The organism is Kitasatospora sp. NPDC101447 (assembly GCF_044767225.1).
Lineage (GTDB): Bacteria > Actinomycetota > Actinomycetes > Streptomycetales > Streptomycetaceae > Kitasatospora.
In genome coordinates this window covers 1-16832 of sequence record NZ_JBIWNL010000030.1, presented here as the reverse complement: position 1 = coordinate 16832, position 16832 = coordinate 1, and the positions used below count along the sequence as shown (strand labels likewise).

Annotated in this window: 11 protein-coding genes; 7 read left to right on the top strand and 4 right to left on the bottom strand. The window is 73.6% G+C overall.

From position 1 onward, the window contains the following. Positions 1-108 precede the first annotated feature (108 nt). Positions 109-1821, bottom strand: coding sequence for a carboxyl transferase domain-containing protein (locus tag ACIRST_RS31300; RefSeq protein WP_350526614.1), 1713 nt, complete (start codon positions 1819-1821; stop codon positions 109-111). A 127-nt stretch (positions 1822-1948) separates the two neighbouring features. On the opposite strand from ACIRST_RS31300, the gene ACIRST_RS31295 reads away from it, so the two are divergent. Further along, on the top strand, positions 1949-2656 hold the full coding sequence (locus ACIRST_RS31295) for a TetR/AcrR family transcriptional regulator (RefSeq protein ID WP_350526615.1): 708 nt from the start codon (positions 1949-1951) through the stop codon (positions 2654-2656). 391 nt (positions 2657-3047) lie between these two features. Then, complete coding sequence (locus ACIRST_RS31290) at positions 3048-7115, top strand: ABC transporter transmembrane domain-containing protein (protein ID WP_402806277.1); 4068 nt, start codon at positions 3048-3050, stop codon at positions 7113-7115. Between the two features lie 135 nt (positions 7116-7250). Here the strand turns inward: ACIRST_RS31290 and ACIRST_RS31285 are convergent, their stop codons facing one another. Beyond that, positions 7251-8201, bottom strand: coding sequence for an ATP-grasp domain-containing protein (locus tag ACIRST_RS31285; RefSeq protein WP_402806274.1), 951 nt, complete (start codon positions 8199-8201; stop codon positions 7251-7253). Between the two features lie 208 nt (positions 8202-8409). Here ACIRST_RS31285 and ACIRST_RS31280 point away from each other — a divergent pair, with 208 nt between their 5' ends. After that, on the top strand, positions 8410-8955 hold the full coding sequence (locus ACIRST_RS31280; protein WP_350526618.1) for an NUDIX domain-containing protein: 546 nt from the start codon (positions 8410-8412) through the stop codon (positions 8953-8955). A 103-nt stretch (positions 8956-9058) separates the two neighbouring features. Here the strand turns inward: ACIRST_RS31280 and ACIRST_RS31275 are convergent, their stop codons facing one another. Together ACIRST_RS31275 and ACIRST_RS31270 are read right to left on the bottom strand one after the other, a co-directional pair. Beyond that, entirely contained in the window at positions 9059-10276 is a 1218-nt protein-coding gene (locus ACIRST_RS31275) for a hypothetical protein (protein WP_402806271.1), read from the bottom strand. Positions 10277-10492: 216 nt separating this feature from the next. Then, positions 10493-11551 carry an ABC transporter substrate-binding protein gene (locus ACIRST_RS31270; protein WP_402806397.1) on the bottom strand — a complete coding sequence of 353 codons (1059 nt, stop codon included), beginning with the start codon at positions 11549-11551 and terminating at the stop codon, positions 10493-10495. 415 nt (positions 11552-11966) lie between these two features. Between ACIRST_RS31270 and ACIRST_RS31265 the strand changes: the two genes are divergently transcribed. From ACIRST_RS31265 to ACIRST_RS31250, 4 genes are all read left to right on the top strand, one after another. Then, positions 11967-13430, top strand: a complete 1464-nt coding sequence (locus tag ACIRST_RS31265; protein WP_402806269.1) for an APC family permease — start codon at positions 11967-11969, stop codon at positions 13428-13430. Positions 13431-13613: 183 nt separating this feature from the next. Further along, positions 13614-14738 carry a tryptophan--tRNA ligase gene (gene trpS / locus ACIRST_RS31260; RefSeq protein ID WP_402806266.1) on the top strand — a complete coding sequence of 375 codons (1125 nt, stop codon included), beginning with the start codon at positions 13614-13616 and terminating at the stop codon, positions 14736-14738. 205 nt (positions 14739-14943) lie between these two features. Then, positions 14944-15906 (top strand): LD-carboxypeptidase, encoded by a 963-nt coding sequence (locus tag ACIRST_RS31255; protein WP_350526620.1) that lies wholly within the window; start codon positions 14944-14946, stop codon positions 15904-15906. 101 nt (positions 15907-16007) lie between these two features. After that, complete coding sequence (locus ACIRST_RS31250) at positions 16008-16676, top strand: nucleoside/nucleotide kinase family protein (RefSeq protein WP_350526621.1); 669 nt, start codon at positions 16008-16010, stop codon at positions 16674-16676. Positions 16677-16832: the final 156 nt, after the last annotated feature.

Here is a 16832-nt window from a genome sequence, read left to right as displayed (position 1 = left end):
AAGGAGGTGGCGGTGGGCGGTCGGGCGCCGGCCCGGGGTCGGACCGGCGCCGTGGACGTCACACCCGGAAGGGAGGGATCACGAACGCAGGGGCGCCATGACGAGGGATCACATACGGAAGACGCCGTACGGGGCCGGCGGTGCCAGCGGGGCGTTGGCGCAGGCGGTGAGCGCGAGGCCGACGGCGGTGCGGGTGTCCATCGGGTCGATCACACCGTCGTCCCAGAGCCGGGCGGAGGCGTAGTAGGCGTTGCCCTGGCGCTCGTACTGCTCGCGGACGGGGCGCTTGAACTCCTCCTCCGCCTCGGTCGGCCACTGCTCGCCGTGTGCCTCCAGCTGGTCGCGGCGGACGGTGGCGAGGACGGAGGCCGCCTGCTCACCGCCCATCACGGAGATCTTGGCGCCCGGCCACATCCACAGGAAGCGGGGCGAGTAGGCCCGGCCGCACATCGAGTAGTTGCCGGCCCCGTACGAGCCGCCGATCACCACGGTGAGCTTCGGGACGCGGGTGCAGGCGACGGCGTTGACCATCTTGGCGCCGTGCTTGGCGATGCCGCCCGCCTCGTACTGCCGGCCGACCATGAATCCGGTGATGTTCTGCAGGAAGAGGAGGGGGATGCCGCGCTGGTCGCACAACTCGATGAAGTGGGCGCCCTTGAGGGCCGACTCGGAGAACAGCACGCCGTTGTTGGCGACGATGCCGACCGGGTGGCCGTGGATCCGGGCGAAACCGGTGACCAGGGTCGCGCCGTACTCCGCCTTGAACTCGGCGAAGCGGCTGCCGTCCACCAGGCGGGCGATCACCTCGCGCACGTCGTAGGGCGTGCGCGGGTCGACCGGGACGGCCCCGTACAGGCCCGCCGGGTCCACGGTCGGCGGCTCGACGGCGGCGAGCGGCCAGGGCTTGGCCGCGCGGGGGCCGAGCCCGGCGACGATCGTGCGGACGATGGAGAGGGCGTGGGCGTCGTCCTCGGCCAAGTGGTCCGTCACGCCCGAGGTGCGGGAGTGCAGGTCGCCGCCGCCGAGCTCCTCGGCGGTGACCACCTCGCCGGTGGCGGCCTTCACCAGTGGCGGCCCGCCCAGGAAGATCGTGCCCTGGTTGCGGACGATCACGGCCTGGTCGCTCATCGCCGGGACGTACGCGCCGCCGGCCGTGCAGGAGCCGAGCACCGCGGCGATCTGCGGGATGCCCGAGGCGGAGAGCCTGGCCTGGTTGTAGAAGATCCGGCCGAAGTGGTCGCGGTCCGGGAAGACCTCGTCCTGCATCGGGAGGAAGGCGCCGCCGGAGTCCACCAGGTAGACGCAGGGCAGCCGGTTCTCCAGCGCGACCTCCTGGGCGCGCAGGTGCTTCTTCACCGTCATCGGGTAGTAGGTGCCGCCCTTGACGGTGGCGTCGTTGGCGACCACCACCACCTCGCGACCGGCGACCCGCCCGATGCCGGCGATCACCCCGGCCGCGGGCGCCGCCCCGTCGTACATCCCGTCGGCGGCCAGCGGGGCCAGCTCCAGGAAGGGCGAGCCCGGGTCGAGCAGGGTGTCCACCCGGTCGCGGGGCAGGAGCTTGCCGCGTGCGGTGTGCCGGGCGCGGGCCTTGGCGCCGCCGCCCTGGGCGGCCGCGTCGAGCTTCGAGCGCAACTCGGCAACCAGCTCCTGGTGCGCCTCGGTGTTGGCGCGGTAGGCCGCGGAGCCCGGGTCGACGGAGGTACCGAGCCGGGGCGCCGGTGCGGCGGCTCCGGGCGGTAGGGCGGTCGGCGCCGCCGTCGTGCCGTTCGCCGCGCTGAGCTGGATGCCGGTGGCTGCGCCGGCGGTTGAGATGACCATTCCCAAGAGCTCCCTTGCCCTCGGCACCAGGTGGGCGCCTCGGCGCCCATGGGGTCCCACGTTAATTAACGTTAACTTACGCCGCCCAGGTTAACGACCGATAACCCGACTGTCTACGATGGACGGCATGCCGAACGTCCCCGCAACCTCCGCGCTCCCACGCCGCGACCAGATCCGCCGGGAGGCCGCGCGACTGTTCGCGGCCCGGGGCTTCCTCGGCGTGGGCGTGGACGAGATCGGCAAGGCCGTCGGGATCAGCGGTCCCGGGCTCTACCGCCACTTCGCCGGCAAGGACGCGATGCTCGCCGACCTGCTGATCGGCATCAGCGAGCGCCTGCTGGAGGAGGGGCGCCGCCGGGCGGGTGGTGGCGACGGTCCGGTGGCCGCGCTGGACGCGCTGATCGGCGGCCACGTCGACTTCGCCCTGGACGACCGCGACCTGATCACCCTGCACGACCGCGAGCTGCTGAACCTCAAGGAGGAGGACCGCCGTACGGTCCGCCGGCTCCAGCGTGGCTATGTCGAGCTGTGGGTGGACGTGGTCCGGCAGGCCTACCCGCCGCTGGCCGAGCCCGCCGCCGAGCCGGTGGCGCGCGCCGCCGTGCACGCCGTCTTCGGCCTGATCAACTCGACCCCGCACAGCGTCGGCTCGAACCCCGGCCAGGGCGAGCGGTCCGGCCAGGGCGAGCGGGTTGGTCAGGGTGAGCGGTCCGGCCAGGGTGAGCGGTCCGGTCTGCAGCGCGACGGCATGGCCGCCCTGCTGCACACCCTCGCCCACGGCGCCTTCGCCGCCGCCGCGGACGCGGCCGGCTCGGGCTCGTCGGTGCCCGAGTAGGAGCGGAGGCGTTCCGCTGGGAGCGGCGTCGTTCCGCCGGGCTGCGCTTCCCTGGGGCGCGTGCTTCCCCCGGGCTGCGCGCGTCCCACCGGGTTTCGCTTTCCGCGGGGCACCGGCCGCTTACGCGCGCGTCCCCGCCCGGAGGCCTAGGCCGAAAGGACTGCGCCGGACCACCCGCGGTCGCTGGGCACTGCACGGGCGGTCGGCGACCCTGGATGCGGGCGGTGGTCGATGTCGGCCGCGCGGATGTTCGATCGGGAATCTCTGCCGGCCGCGAGCTGTTGCCCAGTCCGCCGGACCGGACGATCCGGGCTGCCCCGGCCCGCCCCGAACCCACCCGGGTCGGAAACGCCGTGGCGGCCACCCGACGAAATGGTTAGCATCCCTAAATATGCCTGAGACTCACGGATCCACGGTGGAGCAATCCCCGAGCGGCCCACCGGCCCCCGGCTCGACGACCCCGGAGGCCGCCGTCGGCGAGCGCGCCGCCGGAACGGACGCCGCCGACGGGCGCACCGAGCCCGCCGGCTGGCTGCGCCGCCTCGTCGGATACAGCTGGCGGTCGCGCCGCAGCCTGCTGCTCGCCTTCGGCGCCTCGCTCCTCGGCATGGCCGTCACCGCGCTGGTGCCGCTGGTCACCAAGCTGATCATCGACGACGTCATCGTCGCCCACACCCGCTCGCTGGCCCCCTGGGCGGTGGTGCTGCTGCTGGCCGCCGTCGTGGTCTTCGGCTGCACCCAGGTCCGCCGCTACTACGGGGGCCAGCTCGCCCTCGACGTGCAGCACGACCTGCGCAGCGACCTGTTCCGGTCGCTCGGCCGGCTCGACGGTCACCGCCAGGACCGGCTGGACACCGGGCAGGTGGTCGGGCGTGCGACCTCCGACCTCCAGCTCGTCAACGGCCTGCTCTCGATGGTGCCGATGATGACCGGCTACCTGCTGATGTTCGTCATGTCGCTGATCGTGATGCTCTGGCTGTCCCCGCCGCTCACCCTGGTCGCCCTGGTCATGGCGCCCGCGCTGTGGTGGGTCTCCGTGCTCAGCCGGAAGCGCCTGTTCCCCTCCACCTGGGCAGCCCAGCAGGAGGCGGCCGCCGTCGCGGGCGTGGTGGACGGCGCGATCGGCGGCGTCCGCGTGGTCAAGGGCTTCGGCCAGGAGGCGCAGGAGCTCGACAAGCTGGAGCAGGCGTCCCGCAACCTGTTCGCCGCCCGGCTGCGTTCGATCCGGCTCAACGCCCGCTACAACCCGGCGATGCAGGCGATCCCGGCCCTCGCCCAGGTCGCCGTCCTGGCCTTCGGTGGCTGGCTGGCGGTCGACGGCCAGGTCTCGCTCGGGACCTTCGTCGCCTTCTCGACGTACGTGGCGCAGATGACCGGCCCGGTCCGGATGCTGACCATGATCATCACGGTCGGCCAGCAGGCCCGGGCGGGCGTGGAGCGCGTCCTGCAGCTGATCGACGAGCGCCCGCTGGTCCGGGAACGCCCGGACGCGCTCACCCTGGACCTCACCGCGGACCCCGCCCCGGATCCGGCGCACGACGACATCCCGTCCGGCACCGCCCCGTCCGGCGCCCTCGCGCACGGCACCGTCCGGGCGGGCGACGCCCCGCGGCGGACCGCCGTCGGCCCCCGGACCCTCGACGTCGCCCTGGAGTTCGACCAGGTCGAGTTCCGCTACGACCCCGAGCACCCCGCACCCGTGCTGCACGGCCTCAGCCTGAAGCTGGCCCCCGGCGAGACCCTCGCCGTGGTCGGCGCCTCCGGCTCCGGCAAGTCGACGGTGGCCCAGCTGGTGCCCCGCTTCTACGACCCGGCCGCCGGTGCCGTCCGCCTCTACGGTCACGACCTGCGGGACCTCACCCTGGACTCGGTCCGGGCGACGGTCGGCATCGTCCCGGAGGAGAGCTTCCTGTTCTCCGAGTCGGTCCGCACCAACATCGCCTACGGCCGCCCGGACGCCACGGACGAGCAGGTGGTCGCCGCCGCGCGCGCCGCCCAGGCCGACGAGTTCGTCCGTGCGCTCCCGGACGGTTACGAGACCAGGGTCGGCGAGCAGGGCCTGACCCTCTCCGGCGGCCAGCGCCAGCGCATCGCCCTGGCCCGGGCGATCCTCACCGACCCCCGGATCCTGCTGCTGGACGACGCCACCTCGGCGGTGGACCCGCAGGTCGAGGCGGAGATCCACGACGCGCTGCGCTCGGTGATGACCGGCCGCACCACGCTGCTGATCGCCCACCGCCGTTCGACCCTCCAGCTCGCCGACCGGATCGCCGTCCTGGACCACGGCCGCCTGCTGGACCTCGGCACGCACGAGGAACTCGAAGCCCGATGTCCCCAGTACCGGGCGCTGATCACCGACCCCGAGGCGGGCCGTCCGCAGAGCGGGGCAGCCGGCGAACCGCAGGCCGATCCGGCCACCGACGCGACGGCCGCCCGGCACCAGGACTCCCGGCAGCCGTCGGCCGTGCAGTTGCCCGACCGGACACCCTCCGACCGGAAGCCGTCCGACCGGAAGCCGTCCGCCGAGCAGCCGACCGCTCCCACCGCCCCCGAGCTCCCGACCCCCGGGCTCCCCACCCCCGCCCTGTCCAAGGCCGCCCGCACCGCGGACCCCGACCTGCTGGACAAGGTCGCCGCCCTCCCGCCCGCCGCCGACACCCCGGCCGTCGCCCGCCCCGAGGCCGAGGCCGGCGACCCGGACTTCAGCCTGAGCCGCCTGCTGCGCCCCTTCCGCACTCCGCTGCTCATCGCCCTGCTGCTGGTCGCGCTGGACGCTGCGGCCGGGCTGGTCCTGCCGGTGCTGATCCGGCACGGCATCGACGAGGGCGTCCGCAAGGGCCTGATGTCCGGCGTCGCGGTGGCCTCACTCACCGCACTGGTCGTGGTGCTGCTGGACTGGCTGGTGCAGGGTGCCGAGAACCGGGTCAGCGGCCGCACCGGTGAGCGCGTCCTCTACACGCTCCGGCTGAAGATCTTCGCCCACCTCAACCGGCTCGGCCTGGACTACTACGAGCGCGAGCTGACCGGCCGGATCATGACCCGGATGACCACGGACCTGGACTCGCTGACGTCCTTCCTGCAGACCGGCATGGTCACGGCCGTGGTCAGCCTGCTGACCTTCGCCGGGATCTTCGCCGCCCTGCTGATCATCGACGCCGGCCTGGCCCTGGTGGTCTTCGCGGTGCTGCCGCTGCTGGTGATCGCCACGCTGGTGTTCCGCAAGAAGTCCAAGGACCAGTACGAGCGCTCCCGCGACCTGATCAGCGCCGTCAACGCCGACCTCCAGGAGAACGTGGCCGGCATGCGGATCGTGCAGGCCTTCCGCCGCCTGGACACCAACACCGACCGGTTCGTGGCGCGCGGCATCGCGTACCGCGAGGCCCGGGTCCGCGCGCAGCTGTACATCTCGCTGTACTTCCCGTTCGTCCAGTTCCTCTCCAGCGTGGCCGCCGCGCTGGTGCTGATCGTCGGCGCCGCCCGGGTCGACGCCGGAACGCTGACGGTCGGCGCGCTGGTCGCGTACCTGCTCTACATCGACCTGTTCTTCGCACCGGTCAACCAGCTGTCCCAGGTCTTCGACGGCTACCAGCAGGCCTCGGTGGGCCTCGGCCGGATCCGCGAGCTGCTGCGCACGCCGACGACCACGGCCCCGGCGGCCGACCCGGTCCCGGTGCCCAAGGGGCTGCGCGGCGAGATCGACTTCGAGGGGGTCGGCTTCGCCTACAACGGCGGTGCCGACGGCGCCCCGAAGGTGCTGGCCGACGTGAACCTGCACATCCCGGCCGGGCAGACGGTGGCGCTGGTCGGTGAGACCGGCGCCGGGAAGTCGACGCTGGTGAAGCTGGTCGCCCGGTTCTACGACGCGACCGAGGGCACCGTCCGGGTGGACGGGGTCGACCTCACCCGCTACGACCTGGCGCAGTACCGCCACCGTCTGGGCGTGGTGCCGCAGGAGGCCTACCTGTTCGCCGGCACGGTCCGCGAGGCCATCGCGTACGGCCGGCCGGGCGCCTCGGCCGAGGAGGTGCAGGCGGCGGCCCGGGCGGTGGGCGCGCACGACATGATCGTCCGGCTTTCGGGCGGCTACGACCACGAGGTGGCCGGCCGCGGCCGCAACCTCTCGGCGGGCCAGCGCCAGCTGATCGCGCTGGCCCGGGCCGAACTGGTCGACCCGGACGTCCTGTTGCTCGACGAGGCCACCGCGGCGCTCGACCTCGCCACCGAGGCGGCGGTCAACCACGCCGCGGACCGGCTCAGCGGCGGTCGGACCACGCTGGTCATCGCCCACCGCCTGACCACCGCCGAGCGCGCCGACCGGGTGATCGTGCTGGACCACGGACGGGTGGTCGAGGACGGTACCCACACCGAACTGCTCGCCCTGGACGGCACCTACGCCCGGCTCTGGCAGGCGTTCATCGCGGACGGCCACCCGGCCGCCGAGACCGTCGCCGCCGGGTAGCCCCCGGGCCGCTCCCCGGACGGGCCCGGTCCGGGGAGCGCTCTGCCCGCGATCCGCCGGGCGGCCCGCCGGGCGCGACCCATCGGGGGAGACCGTCACACGAGGCCCGTCACGCGAGACCCGTCACGAGACCCGTCAGGCGGTGATCAGCGAGGTCAGCAGCCCCGAGGGGTCGATTCCGCGCGGCAGGTCGCTCACCTGTCCGTCCCCGACCTCGACCACCCGCCAGCCGGAGCCGTCGGCCCGGCTGGCGAGGTCGGTGGTGACGAAGCGGCAGCCGAGCCTCCGGACCAGCGCCCGGACCTCGGTGAGGTCGGGCTCGACGTTCCGGCGCGGGGCGTCCGGATGCGGCCCGACCAGGATCGGCCGGCCGTCCAGCCACCACACCCGCGCCTCCACGGCCCGCCCGCCCGTACCCGGCCTGCCCCCCTTGCCACCGTCGGAGCTGCCGGAGCCGCCGGAACCCTCAGCGCCGTCGGCGTGCTCGAACTCCTCGTAGCGCCGCAGCACCACCCCGCCGGCCAGGAACTCGCCCTGCAGCTCGACGAACCGCCGCACCACCCGCCCGACGGCCGGCAGGTCGGCCAACTCCGGTACGTAGCAGGCCTCGTGCCACTCGTGCTTGCGGGACTTCACGTAGTCCTTGACGATCGCCGGGCCGCTCCCGCCGATTCGGGCCACGGCTGCCGACAGCTCCTGTGGCCCGGGCGCCACCGGTCCGTCCGACGGGATCCAGGCACTCGCCGGTGTCGCCCCCTCGAACACGCCGTACCAGCCGGGCAGTTCATGCGCTGCCGCGTAACCGGGCGCGCTGGTCAGCAGGTTGCCGCCGCGTGCCGTGAGCGCGGCGGCGAAGTCGGCGTACCGGGCGGAGGGGAGCATCCACCCCCGGTACCAGAGCGGTCCGCTGTCCCGCGGCACCCGCCGGACCGCCTCCGGGGCCCGTCCGGCGAGCAGCGCGTCGTGGTCGACGAGGTGGTGCTCGCCACCCAACTCCCGCAGCAGCCTGGCCTCCCACGCGAAGTGCGGATCGGGCCGGCGCGGGTTGAGCGGATCGACGGGGAAGATGATCGCGGGTACGGGCATGGCCGTCAGGGTACGGCGAACGGGCAGGTCCGGCGCCCGCGCCAGGCGGTTCGGAGGCCAGAAGGACCCGAAGGACCCCAGGGATGGGACGTGAAGGCCCCCGAGGACTCGAAGGACTCGAAGGACTCGAAGGGCTCGCAGCGCTCGAAGGCCGGACGGAGCGACGCATCCGCTCGACGTTCCGGAGGCCCGCTGCGAGAGTGATCCGATGCGAAACCCGATGCGCAATCTGCTGCGCCCCCACAAGCGCGTGCCGCGACAGGCCGCCCGCACGGTGGTCCTGGACGAGGACGGCTCGGTGTTCCTGCTCCGTTCGGACAACGACGAGGTCGGCGTCCACTGGACGATGCCGGGTGGCGGACTGGAGGCGGGCGAGTCCCCGTGGGAGGGGGCCCGGCGCGAGCTGTGGGAGGAGACCGGCTGGACCGACCTCGAACCCGGCCCGCTGCTCTGCACCTGGGAACACGACTTCACCTGGCACGGCACCCCGGTGCGCCAGCACGAGCACATCTACCTCACCGGTGGACCGCACCGCGGCCCGGTCGGTGACGTCAGCGCGGTACACGCCGTCGACCGGATCCTCGACTGGCGCTGGTGGACCCCGGCCGACCTCGCCGACGAGAACGCCGACGCACTGTGGCCGCCCCGGCTTCCGGAGCTGCTGGACGCCGTCCGCCGGGGCTGGGCCGTGGACGGCAACCCGCCGGTGCCCGTCGACCTCGGGTACGTCCCGAACGCCCCGGCGGTCCGCTGACCGTCGACCGGCAGCGGCCCACCCCCCTACCCACCCCGCGGGGGCCGGCGGCACCCGTCCGGCGGTGTCGGGGGCGGGGGTCGCCAGGCGTCGGCGCGTGCTGTCAGGGCCGCCCGCGGCGTCGGCCCCGCGTGCCGGGACCGGTCTCCCAGCCGTGCAGTTCCAGCTCCCGGTCGTGCAGCGCGCTCGGGTTCATCAACACCGTCAGCCGGGCGCCCGCGAGTTGCTCGTAGTCGAGACCGGTCACGGCCAGCAGCTGCTCGGTCGACACCGAGACGGCGATGGCGGGGCGCCAGGAGGGCAGCACCACCAGGCTGGTGCCGCGGCCGACCCGGATCGGCTCGGCCGCCACCCGGACCGGCGCCCGCTCCTCCGGCCGACCGACGGGCTCGGGCAGACCGGGGTTCCCACCGATCAGGATGCCGAGCTGCGGTTCGGTGTGCGGCGCCTCGGCGTGGAGGGCACCGCCGTCCAGGGGTGCCGCGGTCGTGGCACCGGCCCCCGGCGCCACCTGATCCGCCACCGCCCCCGCCGTACCGCCGAGTTCGCCCGTCCGTGCGGCGGCACCCGGGAGGCCCGCCCCGGCGGGGCCGGCCGCGGCCGTCTCCCGTGCGGTCGCCTCCTGCCCGTCCGGTGTGGCCTGAGGGTGCATCCGGCGCAGTCGGCGCGAGGGCGACGGCCGCAGGGGCCCGAAGGCCCGCAGCTCCTCGCGCACCGAACGCTGCGCCGGTACGGACGGGACGCCCTCCGGCGGTGCGACGACCGACGGGAAGCGGACGAACCCGACCGCGGCCTCGGCCCCGACGTCAGCCCCGGCCTCTGCCCCGGTGACGCCGCTGCTCCCGGCTCCGCCGTCGGCCTCCTCCTCCTCCTCCTCCTTCTCCTCCTCCTCGCCGAGCATCGCCCGGACCTCCGCGACCGGCCGACGGCACGCGGCCGCCAGCTCGGCGACCGAGCGGCCCTCGGTCCGTGCGGCCCGCAGCCGTTCGGCGAACGCCGCCCGCAGGCGTGCCGCCGTCAGGTCGCCGTCCACCACGGACGGGTCCGGCACGGAGACCCGCGCGGGGAGGGTGAGCGCGTCCGCGTCGTCCCGGCTGCGCGGCTGCGGCACCGAGTCGTGGCGGGGCGAGGGGGCCCGGCGGATCACGCCGTCGGTGGACCCGGGCGCGACCGTGCCCGTCTCGACCGCGGTCGCGATCGAGCACATCGGGCCGGCCGCGGCGGCCGGCCCGGGTACGGCGGGCGGGGGTGCGGATCCGGCGCTCTCCCCGGGCGGGCCGGGCAGGCGCGGATCGGTTGCGGCGAGGTGGGGCGAGGTCATCGGCGGGCCCTTCGGGGGACGGTCCCGACGATCCTCCCGCACCGCGCGACCAGCTCCAAGCGTCCGACCCGGCGGTGTGCGTGCGACCACCGCACGACCACGCGAGGGCATCCGGAAGGATCCGCGGGAGGACCAGCCCGAGGACCCCCGCGAGGACTTCCGGCAGATCGCCGCCGCGCCGCCGCCCGCGCCGCCGCCCGTGCCGACGGCGCCCGGTCAACTGCCGGGCGCGACGAACCCCTTGAGGTCGGCGAGGACCGCGTTCGCCGCCATGACACCGAGCCCGAGGAACCAGGTCTCGTCCGAAACCGGGCGGGCCTGCCCGGACTTGACCGCTCCGAGGGTCTTCCAGAGCGCGCCGCCCAGCACCGTGTCCTGGTTGGTCGAGCTGGGGCTGCCGTACACGCCGTAGAAGATCCAGTCGGCGTCGGCCTTGTCGATCTGCTCCGGGCCGACCTCCACCGCGAGCTCCTTGACCTGCTCGATCGCGGGCTGCGGCAGCGGAACGTCGGTGAGGACGGTGCCGATGAAGGAGAGTTCGGCGTAGAGCCGGGTGCGGCCCGGCATGAAGCGCAGGGGTGTGATGGTGGGCCGCTTGTCGCCGAGCCCGGCGCCGATCGCGGTGGCCGCCGCTCGGTAGGCGTCGAGCTGCGCCCCAGCCTCGGCCTCCAGGCCGAACGTGCTCGCGTTGAGCAGGAAGTTCTGCTTCCAGGGGTAGCCGGGGCGGAGCGAGAAGACGGTCGGTGCGATCTTGGACAGCTGTGCGTACTGGTCCTGGGCGCGCAGCCGGCTGCCGAGGATCAGGTCCGGCTTGAGCGCGGCGATCGCCTCCAGGTTGAGGCTGTTGATGGTGCCGACGGCGGCGGGGCTGCCGGCCTTGTCCCTGAGGTAGGACGGCAGTGACGTGGAAGCGTCGGCGTGGACGACGCCGACCGGCTGGATGCCGAGCGAGACGACGTTGTCGAGCTCGCCGGTGTCCAGCACCACGACCCGGGTGGGCCTGGCCGGGATGACGGTCTCGCCCATCGCGTGCCTGACGGTCCGCGGGTAAACGCCGGGTGCGGCGTCGGTGCCGAAGCCCTTCATCTTCTCGATGACGGTGGCGTAGTCGTCGCCGCCCTGCTTGACCGACTTCTGGTCGGGCGCGGAGCCGCCACCCGGGGCCGATCCGCCGGAGCCGCCGGAGCCGCCGGCGCCGGCCGAACCACCGGAGCCGCCCGAGCTGCCGCAGGCGGCGAGCAGGCCGCCGAGGCCGAGCACCGCCCCGCCGGCGATCCCGGCCCGGAGGAACCTGCGGCGGTCGGGGGTACGGGGGGCGGGGGCCAGATCGTCGGAGGTGGGGGCCACGCGACGCTCCTTCACGGGTCGGAACGGGGAGATCGAACTTAGGTGAGGCTAACCTATATCGATCTGGACCGTGCGCTACCGCGAGAAGGATCCGGAGGGGGGAGTCAAGAGGGGAAAAGTCATCGTAAGTGCATAAAATCACCAAGAGTTGGTCTATTCAACATTCCGTGTCCGCACTTAGAGTGCGCTGGTGTTTGATCAGCAGCTCTCAGAGCACACGAGTAGCGGCCGGGCAACGGCGCCCGGCGCTCCGCAGGGTGCCCCGGTCAGTGGCACCAGTGGTGGAGTCCCCGACCCGGGGACGGCCGGGGGAGCGGGGGACAAGGGTCTACGGGGCGGTTCCGTGGGCCTGCTGGGCAGTGTGGTGCTGGGCGTCTCGACGGTCGCCCCGGTCTACTGCCTGACCGCGACGCTCGGCCCGACCGTCACCGCGGTCGGCGTCCGGATGCCCGCGGTCTTCCTGGCCGGCTTCCTGCCGATGCTGCTCGTCGCGTTCGCCTACAAGGAGCTGAACAAGGACTTCCCGGACTGCGGAACGTCCTTCACCTGGACCGCCAAGGCCTTCGGCCCCCGGGTCGGCTGGATGGCCGGCTGGGGGCTGACCGTCGCGACGATCATCGTGCTCTCCAACCTGGCCGGGGTGGCGACCGAATTCCTCTACCTGATGCTCGGCGAGATGACCGGCAGCGGCTGGGTCGCCGATCTCGACCGGAACACGGCCGTCCACCTGCTCACCGTCGTCCTGCTGATAGCCGGTGCCACCGCGATGAGCTACCGGGGGATGACCGCCACCAAGTGGTTCCAGTACGGCCTGGTCGGGCTCCAGCTGGCCGTGCTGCTGCTGTTCGCGGCGATCGCCGTCGGCAAGGCCGCCGCCGGTGACCTGCCCGACTCGATCGGCTTCTCCTTCTCCTGGCTCGACCCGCTCCAGGTCGGCTCGTTCAGCGCGTTCACCGCCGGACTGTCGCTGTCGATCTTCATGTACTGGGGTTGGGACACCTGCCTCACCATGAACGAGGAGACCCTCGGGAGCGCCAAGACCCCCGGCCGCGCCGCGATGATCTCCATGGTCACCCTGGTCGGCTCGTACCTGCTGGTCGCGATCGCCGCCCAGATGTTCGCCGGCGTCGGCACCACCGGCACCGGTCTGGGCAACCCGGAGACCGCCGACAACGTCTTCGCCGCGCTGGCCCGCCCGGTGCTCGGTTCGCCGTGGAGCATCCTGCTCTTCCTGGCCGTGGTCGCCAGCGCAGCCGCCAGCCTGCAGACCACCTTCATCCCGGTGGCCCGCACCCTGCTCGCGATGAGTGCCTACCGCGCCGTGCCGCCGCGCTTCGGCGCCGTCCACCCGCGCTTCCGCACCCCCGGCTACGCCACCGTGGCGGCCGGCATCGCCACCGCCGTCTTCTACGTCGGCATGAGCCTGATCAGCGAGAACGTCGTCGAGGACACCATCCTGGCGCTCGGCCTGATGATCTGCTTCTACTACGCGCTGACCGCCTTCGCCTGCGTCTGGTACTTCCGCCGCTCGCTGCGCACCGGCCCGCGCGACCTGCTGCTCAAGGGCATCGCCCCGTTCCTCGGCGGCCTGCTGCTGAGCGGGGTCTTCCTGCAGACCCTCACCGACGCCTGGGCCCCCGACTACGGCAGCGGAGCCGTCCTCGGCATCGGTTCGGTGTTCGTCATCGGCGTCGGCATCCTGCTGCTCGGCGCGCTGCTGATGACCTGCTACGGCCTGGTGCGGCCGGAGTTCTTCCGCGGCGAGACGCTGCGCAAGGAAACTCCCGCGCTGGTGATGGAGGACTGACGCTACGCTTGGGCGCATGAAGCGCTTCGTGGGCCTGTGCTGGTGGCCGTCCTAGGACGGCCACCAGCACTCGCCTGACCAGGGCCGTCCGGGATGGACGGCCCTGTTGCGTTTTCCCCGCTCTCCCGCGGGACGGGCCCCTCGCCCCGGACGGCCGCCACACCGCCGCACCGAGGAGAACCCGTGACCACCGAGACCGCCGCCCCGCCCGTCCCTTCCGCGACCTCCGCGACCGCCGCTGCTGCGCCCGCCGCCGCTGCGGCCGCCGCTGCGCCCGGCACTGCCGTCGCCGAGTCCGCCCTGATCGACGACCCGACCGCCCACCGCGTCCTCACCGGGGACCGCCCCACCGGCCCGCTCCACCTCGGCCACTACTTCGGCACCCTGCGCAACCGCGTCCGACTGCAGGACCAGGGCGTCGAGATGTTCGTCGTGGTCGCCGACTACCAGGTCATCACCGACCGCGACCTCGCCGACCGGCTCGCCGAGCACACCGAGAACCTCGTCCTCGACTACCTCGCGGCCGGCCTCGACCCCGAGCGGTCCACGATCTTCGCGCACAGCGCCGTTCCCGCCCTCAACCAGCTGCTGCTGCCCTTCCTCAGCCTGGTCAGCGTCGCCGAACTGAACCGGAACCCCACCGTCAAGGACGAGATCGCCCACTCCCGCCAGTCCGCGGTGAGCGGGCTGATGTTCACCTACCCCGTCCACCAGGCCGCCGACATCCTCTTCTGCAAGGCCGACCTCGTCCCGGTCGGTCAGGACCAGCTGCCCCACCTCGAAGTCGCCCGCACCGTCGCCCGCCGCTTCAACGAGCGCTACCCGCACGCCGACGGCAGCGCCGTCTTCCCCCGCCCGCAGGCCCTGCTCTCCGACGCCCCGATGCTGCTCGGCACCGACGGCGGAAAGATGAGCAAGAGCCGGGGCAACGCCGTCGCCCTGGGCGCCACCGAGGACGAGACCGCCCGGATCATCCGCGGCGCCAGGACCGACGCCGACCGCCGCATCGGCTACGACCCGGTCGACCGCCCCGAGGTTTCCAGCCTCGTCCTGCTCGCCGCGCTCTGCCAGGACCGCGCCCCCGAGGCCGTCGCCGAGGAGATCGGGGACGGCGGCGCCGCCGCGCTCAAGCGCGTCGTCACCGAGTCCGTCAACGAGTACCTCCGGCCGCTGCGCGCCCGCCGCGCCGAGCTCGCCGCCGACCGCGGACACCTCCGGCAGGTCCTGCGCGACGGCGCCGAGCGGGCCAATGCCGTCGCCGACGCCACCCTGAGGGAGGTCCGGGAGGTGATGGGCGCCGCGATCTGAAGAGCCCTCACCCCGGCGGGCCCGCACGCCGCGGACGTCCGCGCCCGGGCGCCGTCCGTCGGGTCCCGCCCTTACGACCCCCGTCCTTCGGGCACCGCCCCTCGGACATCGGCCGGTCACCGCGGGGGCATATCGTCACCGGGCGGCCGCGACCACACGGCGGCCGTCCGTCCCCCGCTCCCGCGCCCGAAAGGCGGCCCGGCCCATGGACCAGCACCCGACCACACCCGGCCAGGGGCTGACCCGTCCGCCGCACCTGCGCCCCGGCGACCACATCGCCGTCGTCGCCACCAGCGGCCCGATCGAACCCGAACGCCTCACCGCCGGCTGCGCGATCCTCCGCTCCTGGGGGCTGCGCGTCACCGTCGCCCCGCACGTCCTCGACACCCACCCCGCCCTCGGCTACCTCGCCGGCACCGACGCGGACCGTGCCGCCGACCTCCAGAGCGCCTGGCTCGACCCCACCGTCGACGCCGTCATCTGCGCCCGCGGCGGCTACGGGGTGCACCGGATGGTCGACCTGCTCGACTGGACGGCGATGCGTGCCGCCGCACCCAAGCCCTTCATCGGCTTCAGTGACGTCAGCTCCCTGCACGAGGCCTTCGCCCGGCACCTGGGCCTCGTCACCTTCTACGGGCCGCTGGCTGCGGGCGCCTCCTTCATCTCCGACGGTCCCACCGCCGAGCACCTGCGCCGCACCCTCTTCGACCCCGCCGCCACCACGGTCCTCACCTCGGCCACCGCCGGCCCGCTCGTCCCCGGCCGCGCCCGAGGCGTCACCGCCGGAGGATGCGTCCACGTCCTCGCCGCCGAGCGCGGCACACCGGCGGCCCGTCCCTCCTACGAGGGCAGCATCCTGGTGCTCGAAGACGTCAACGAGCACCCGTACCAGCTGGACCGCCTCCTCACCCAGTTCCTGCGCTCCGGCGCCCTCGACGGCGTGGCCGGCATCGCCCTCGGCTCCTGGGAAGGCTGCGGACGGCCCGAGCGGGTCCGCGAGGTGATGCTCGACCGGCTCGGCGGACTCGGCATACCGGTGCTCTGGGAGCTGGGCTTCGGCCACTGCCCGTCCACCCTGACCGTTCCGCTGGGCGTCCCCGCCCTGCTCGACGCCGACGCCGGCACGCTCACCCTCGACGCGCCCGCGCTGGCCGAGCGGGCGGCCTAGGCGTCCGGTCGTCGAAGGCCCATGTCGTCGGAGGCCGGGGGGTCGAAAGACGGGTCGTCGAAGGCCCGGTTCCTCGGGCCCCCGGTGAGTAAGGTGCGGCCATGAACGAGGACCGCCTCACCGACCTTGCCCTCGGCTTCCTCCGCGGCCCGGGCAGCAACGCCCGCACGATCCTCGGACTTGCCGGCCCGCCCGGTGCCGGCAAGTCCACCCTGGCCCGCCACCTGGTCGCCGAGGTCGAGCGCGCCGAAGGACCGGGCACCGCCGCCTACGTCCCGCTCGACGGCTTCCACCTCTCCGGGGCCCAGCTCGACCGCCTGGGCCTGACCCACCGCAAGGGCGCCCCGGCGACCTTCGACGCCCACGGCTACGTCGCCCTGCTGCGCCGCATCGCCGCCGACCGCTTCCAGGACATCTACGTCCCGGACTTCGACCGCACCCTGGACGAACCGGTCGCCGCCCGCCACGTGGTCCGCCCGCACACCCGCCTCGTCATCACCGAGGGCAACTACCTCGCGTCCGCCGACACTCCGTGGCCGGACGCCCGCCGCCTGCTGCGCGAACTCTGGTACGTCCACGCCGACGACACCGTCCGCGAGGAGCGACTCCTCGGCCGCCACCGCGCCGGCGGCCGCGACGAGGCCGGCGCCCGGCATTGGGTCACCGGCAACGACCACCCCAACGGTGAGTACGTGAAGCCCGGGCAGGCGCTCTGCACCCGGACCGTCTCCGGGACGGGCGGGTTTGCCTTCGAGGCCGGACAGGCGTAGTGTTTCCTAGTCGCTCGGCAGGGAGCACCGGACACGCATCGGCGCGGACGGTCCCGGGGCGGCCAATCCTCTGAAACACCACTTCCCAGGTTCGGGCTGGGTTGCGTTCGCATTTCTGCGTCGCGGCTCGGTTCTTATTCGGCGTGTTCGTTTTAT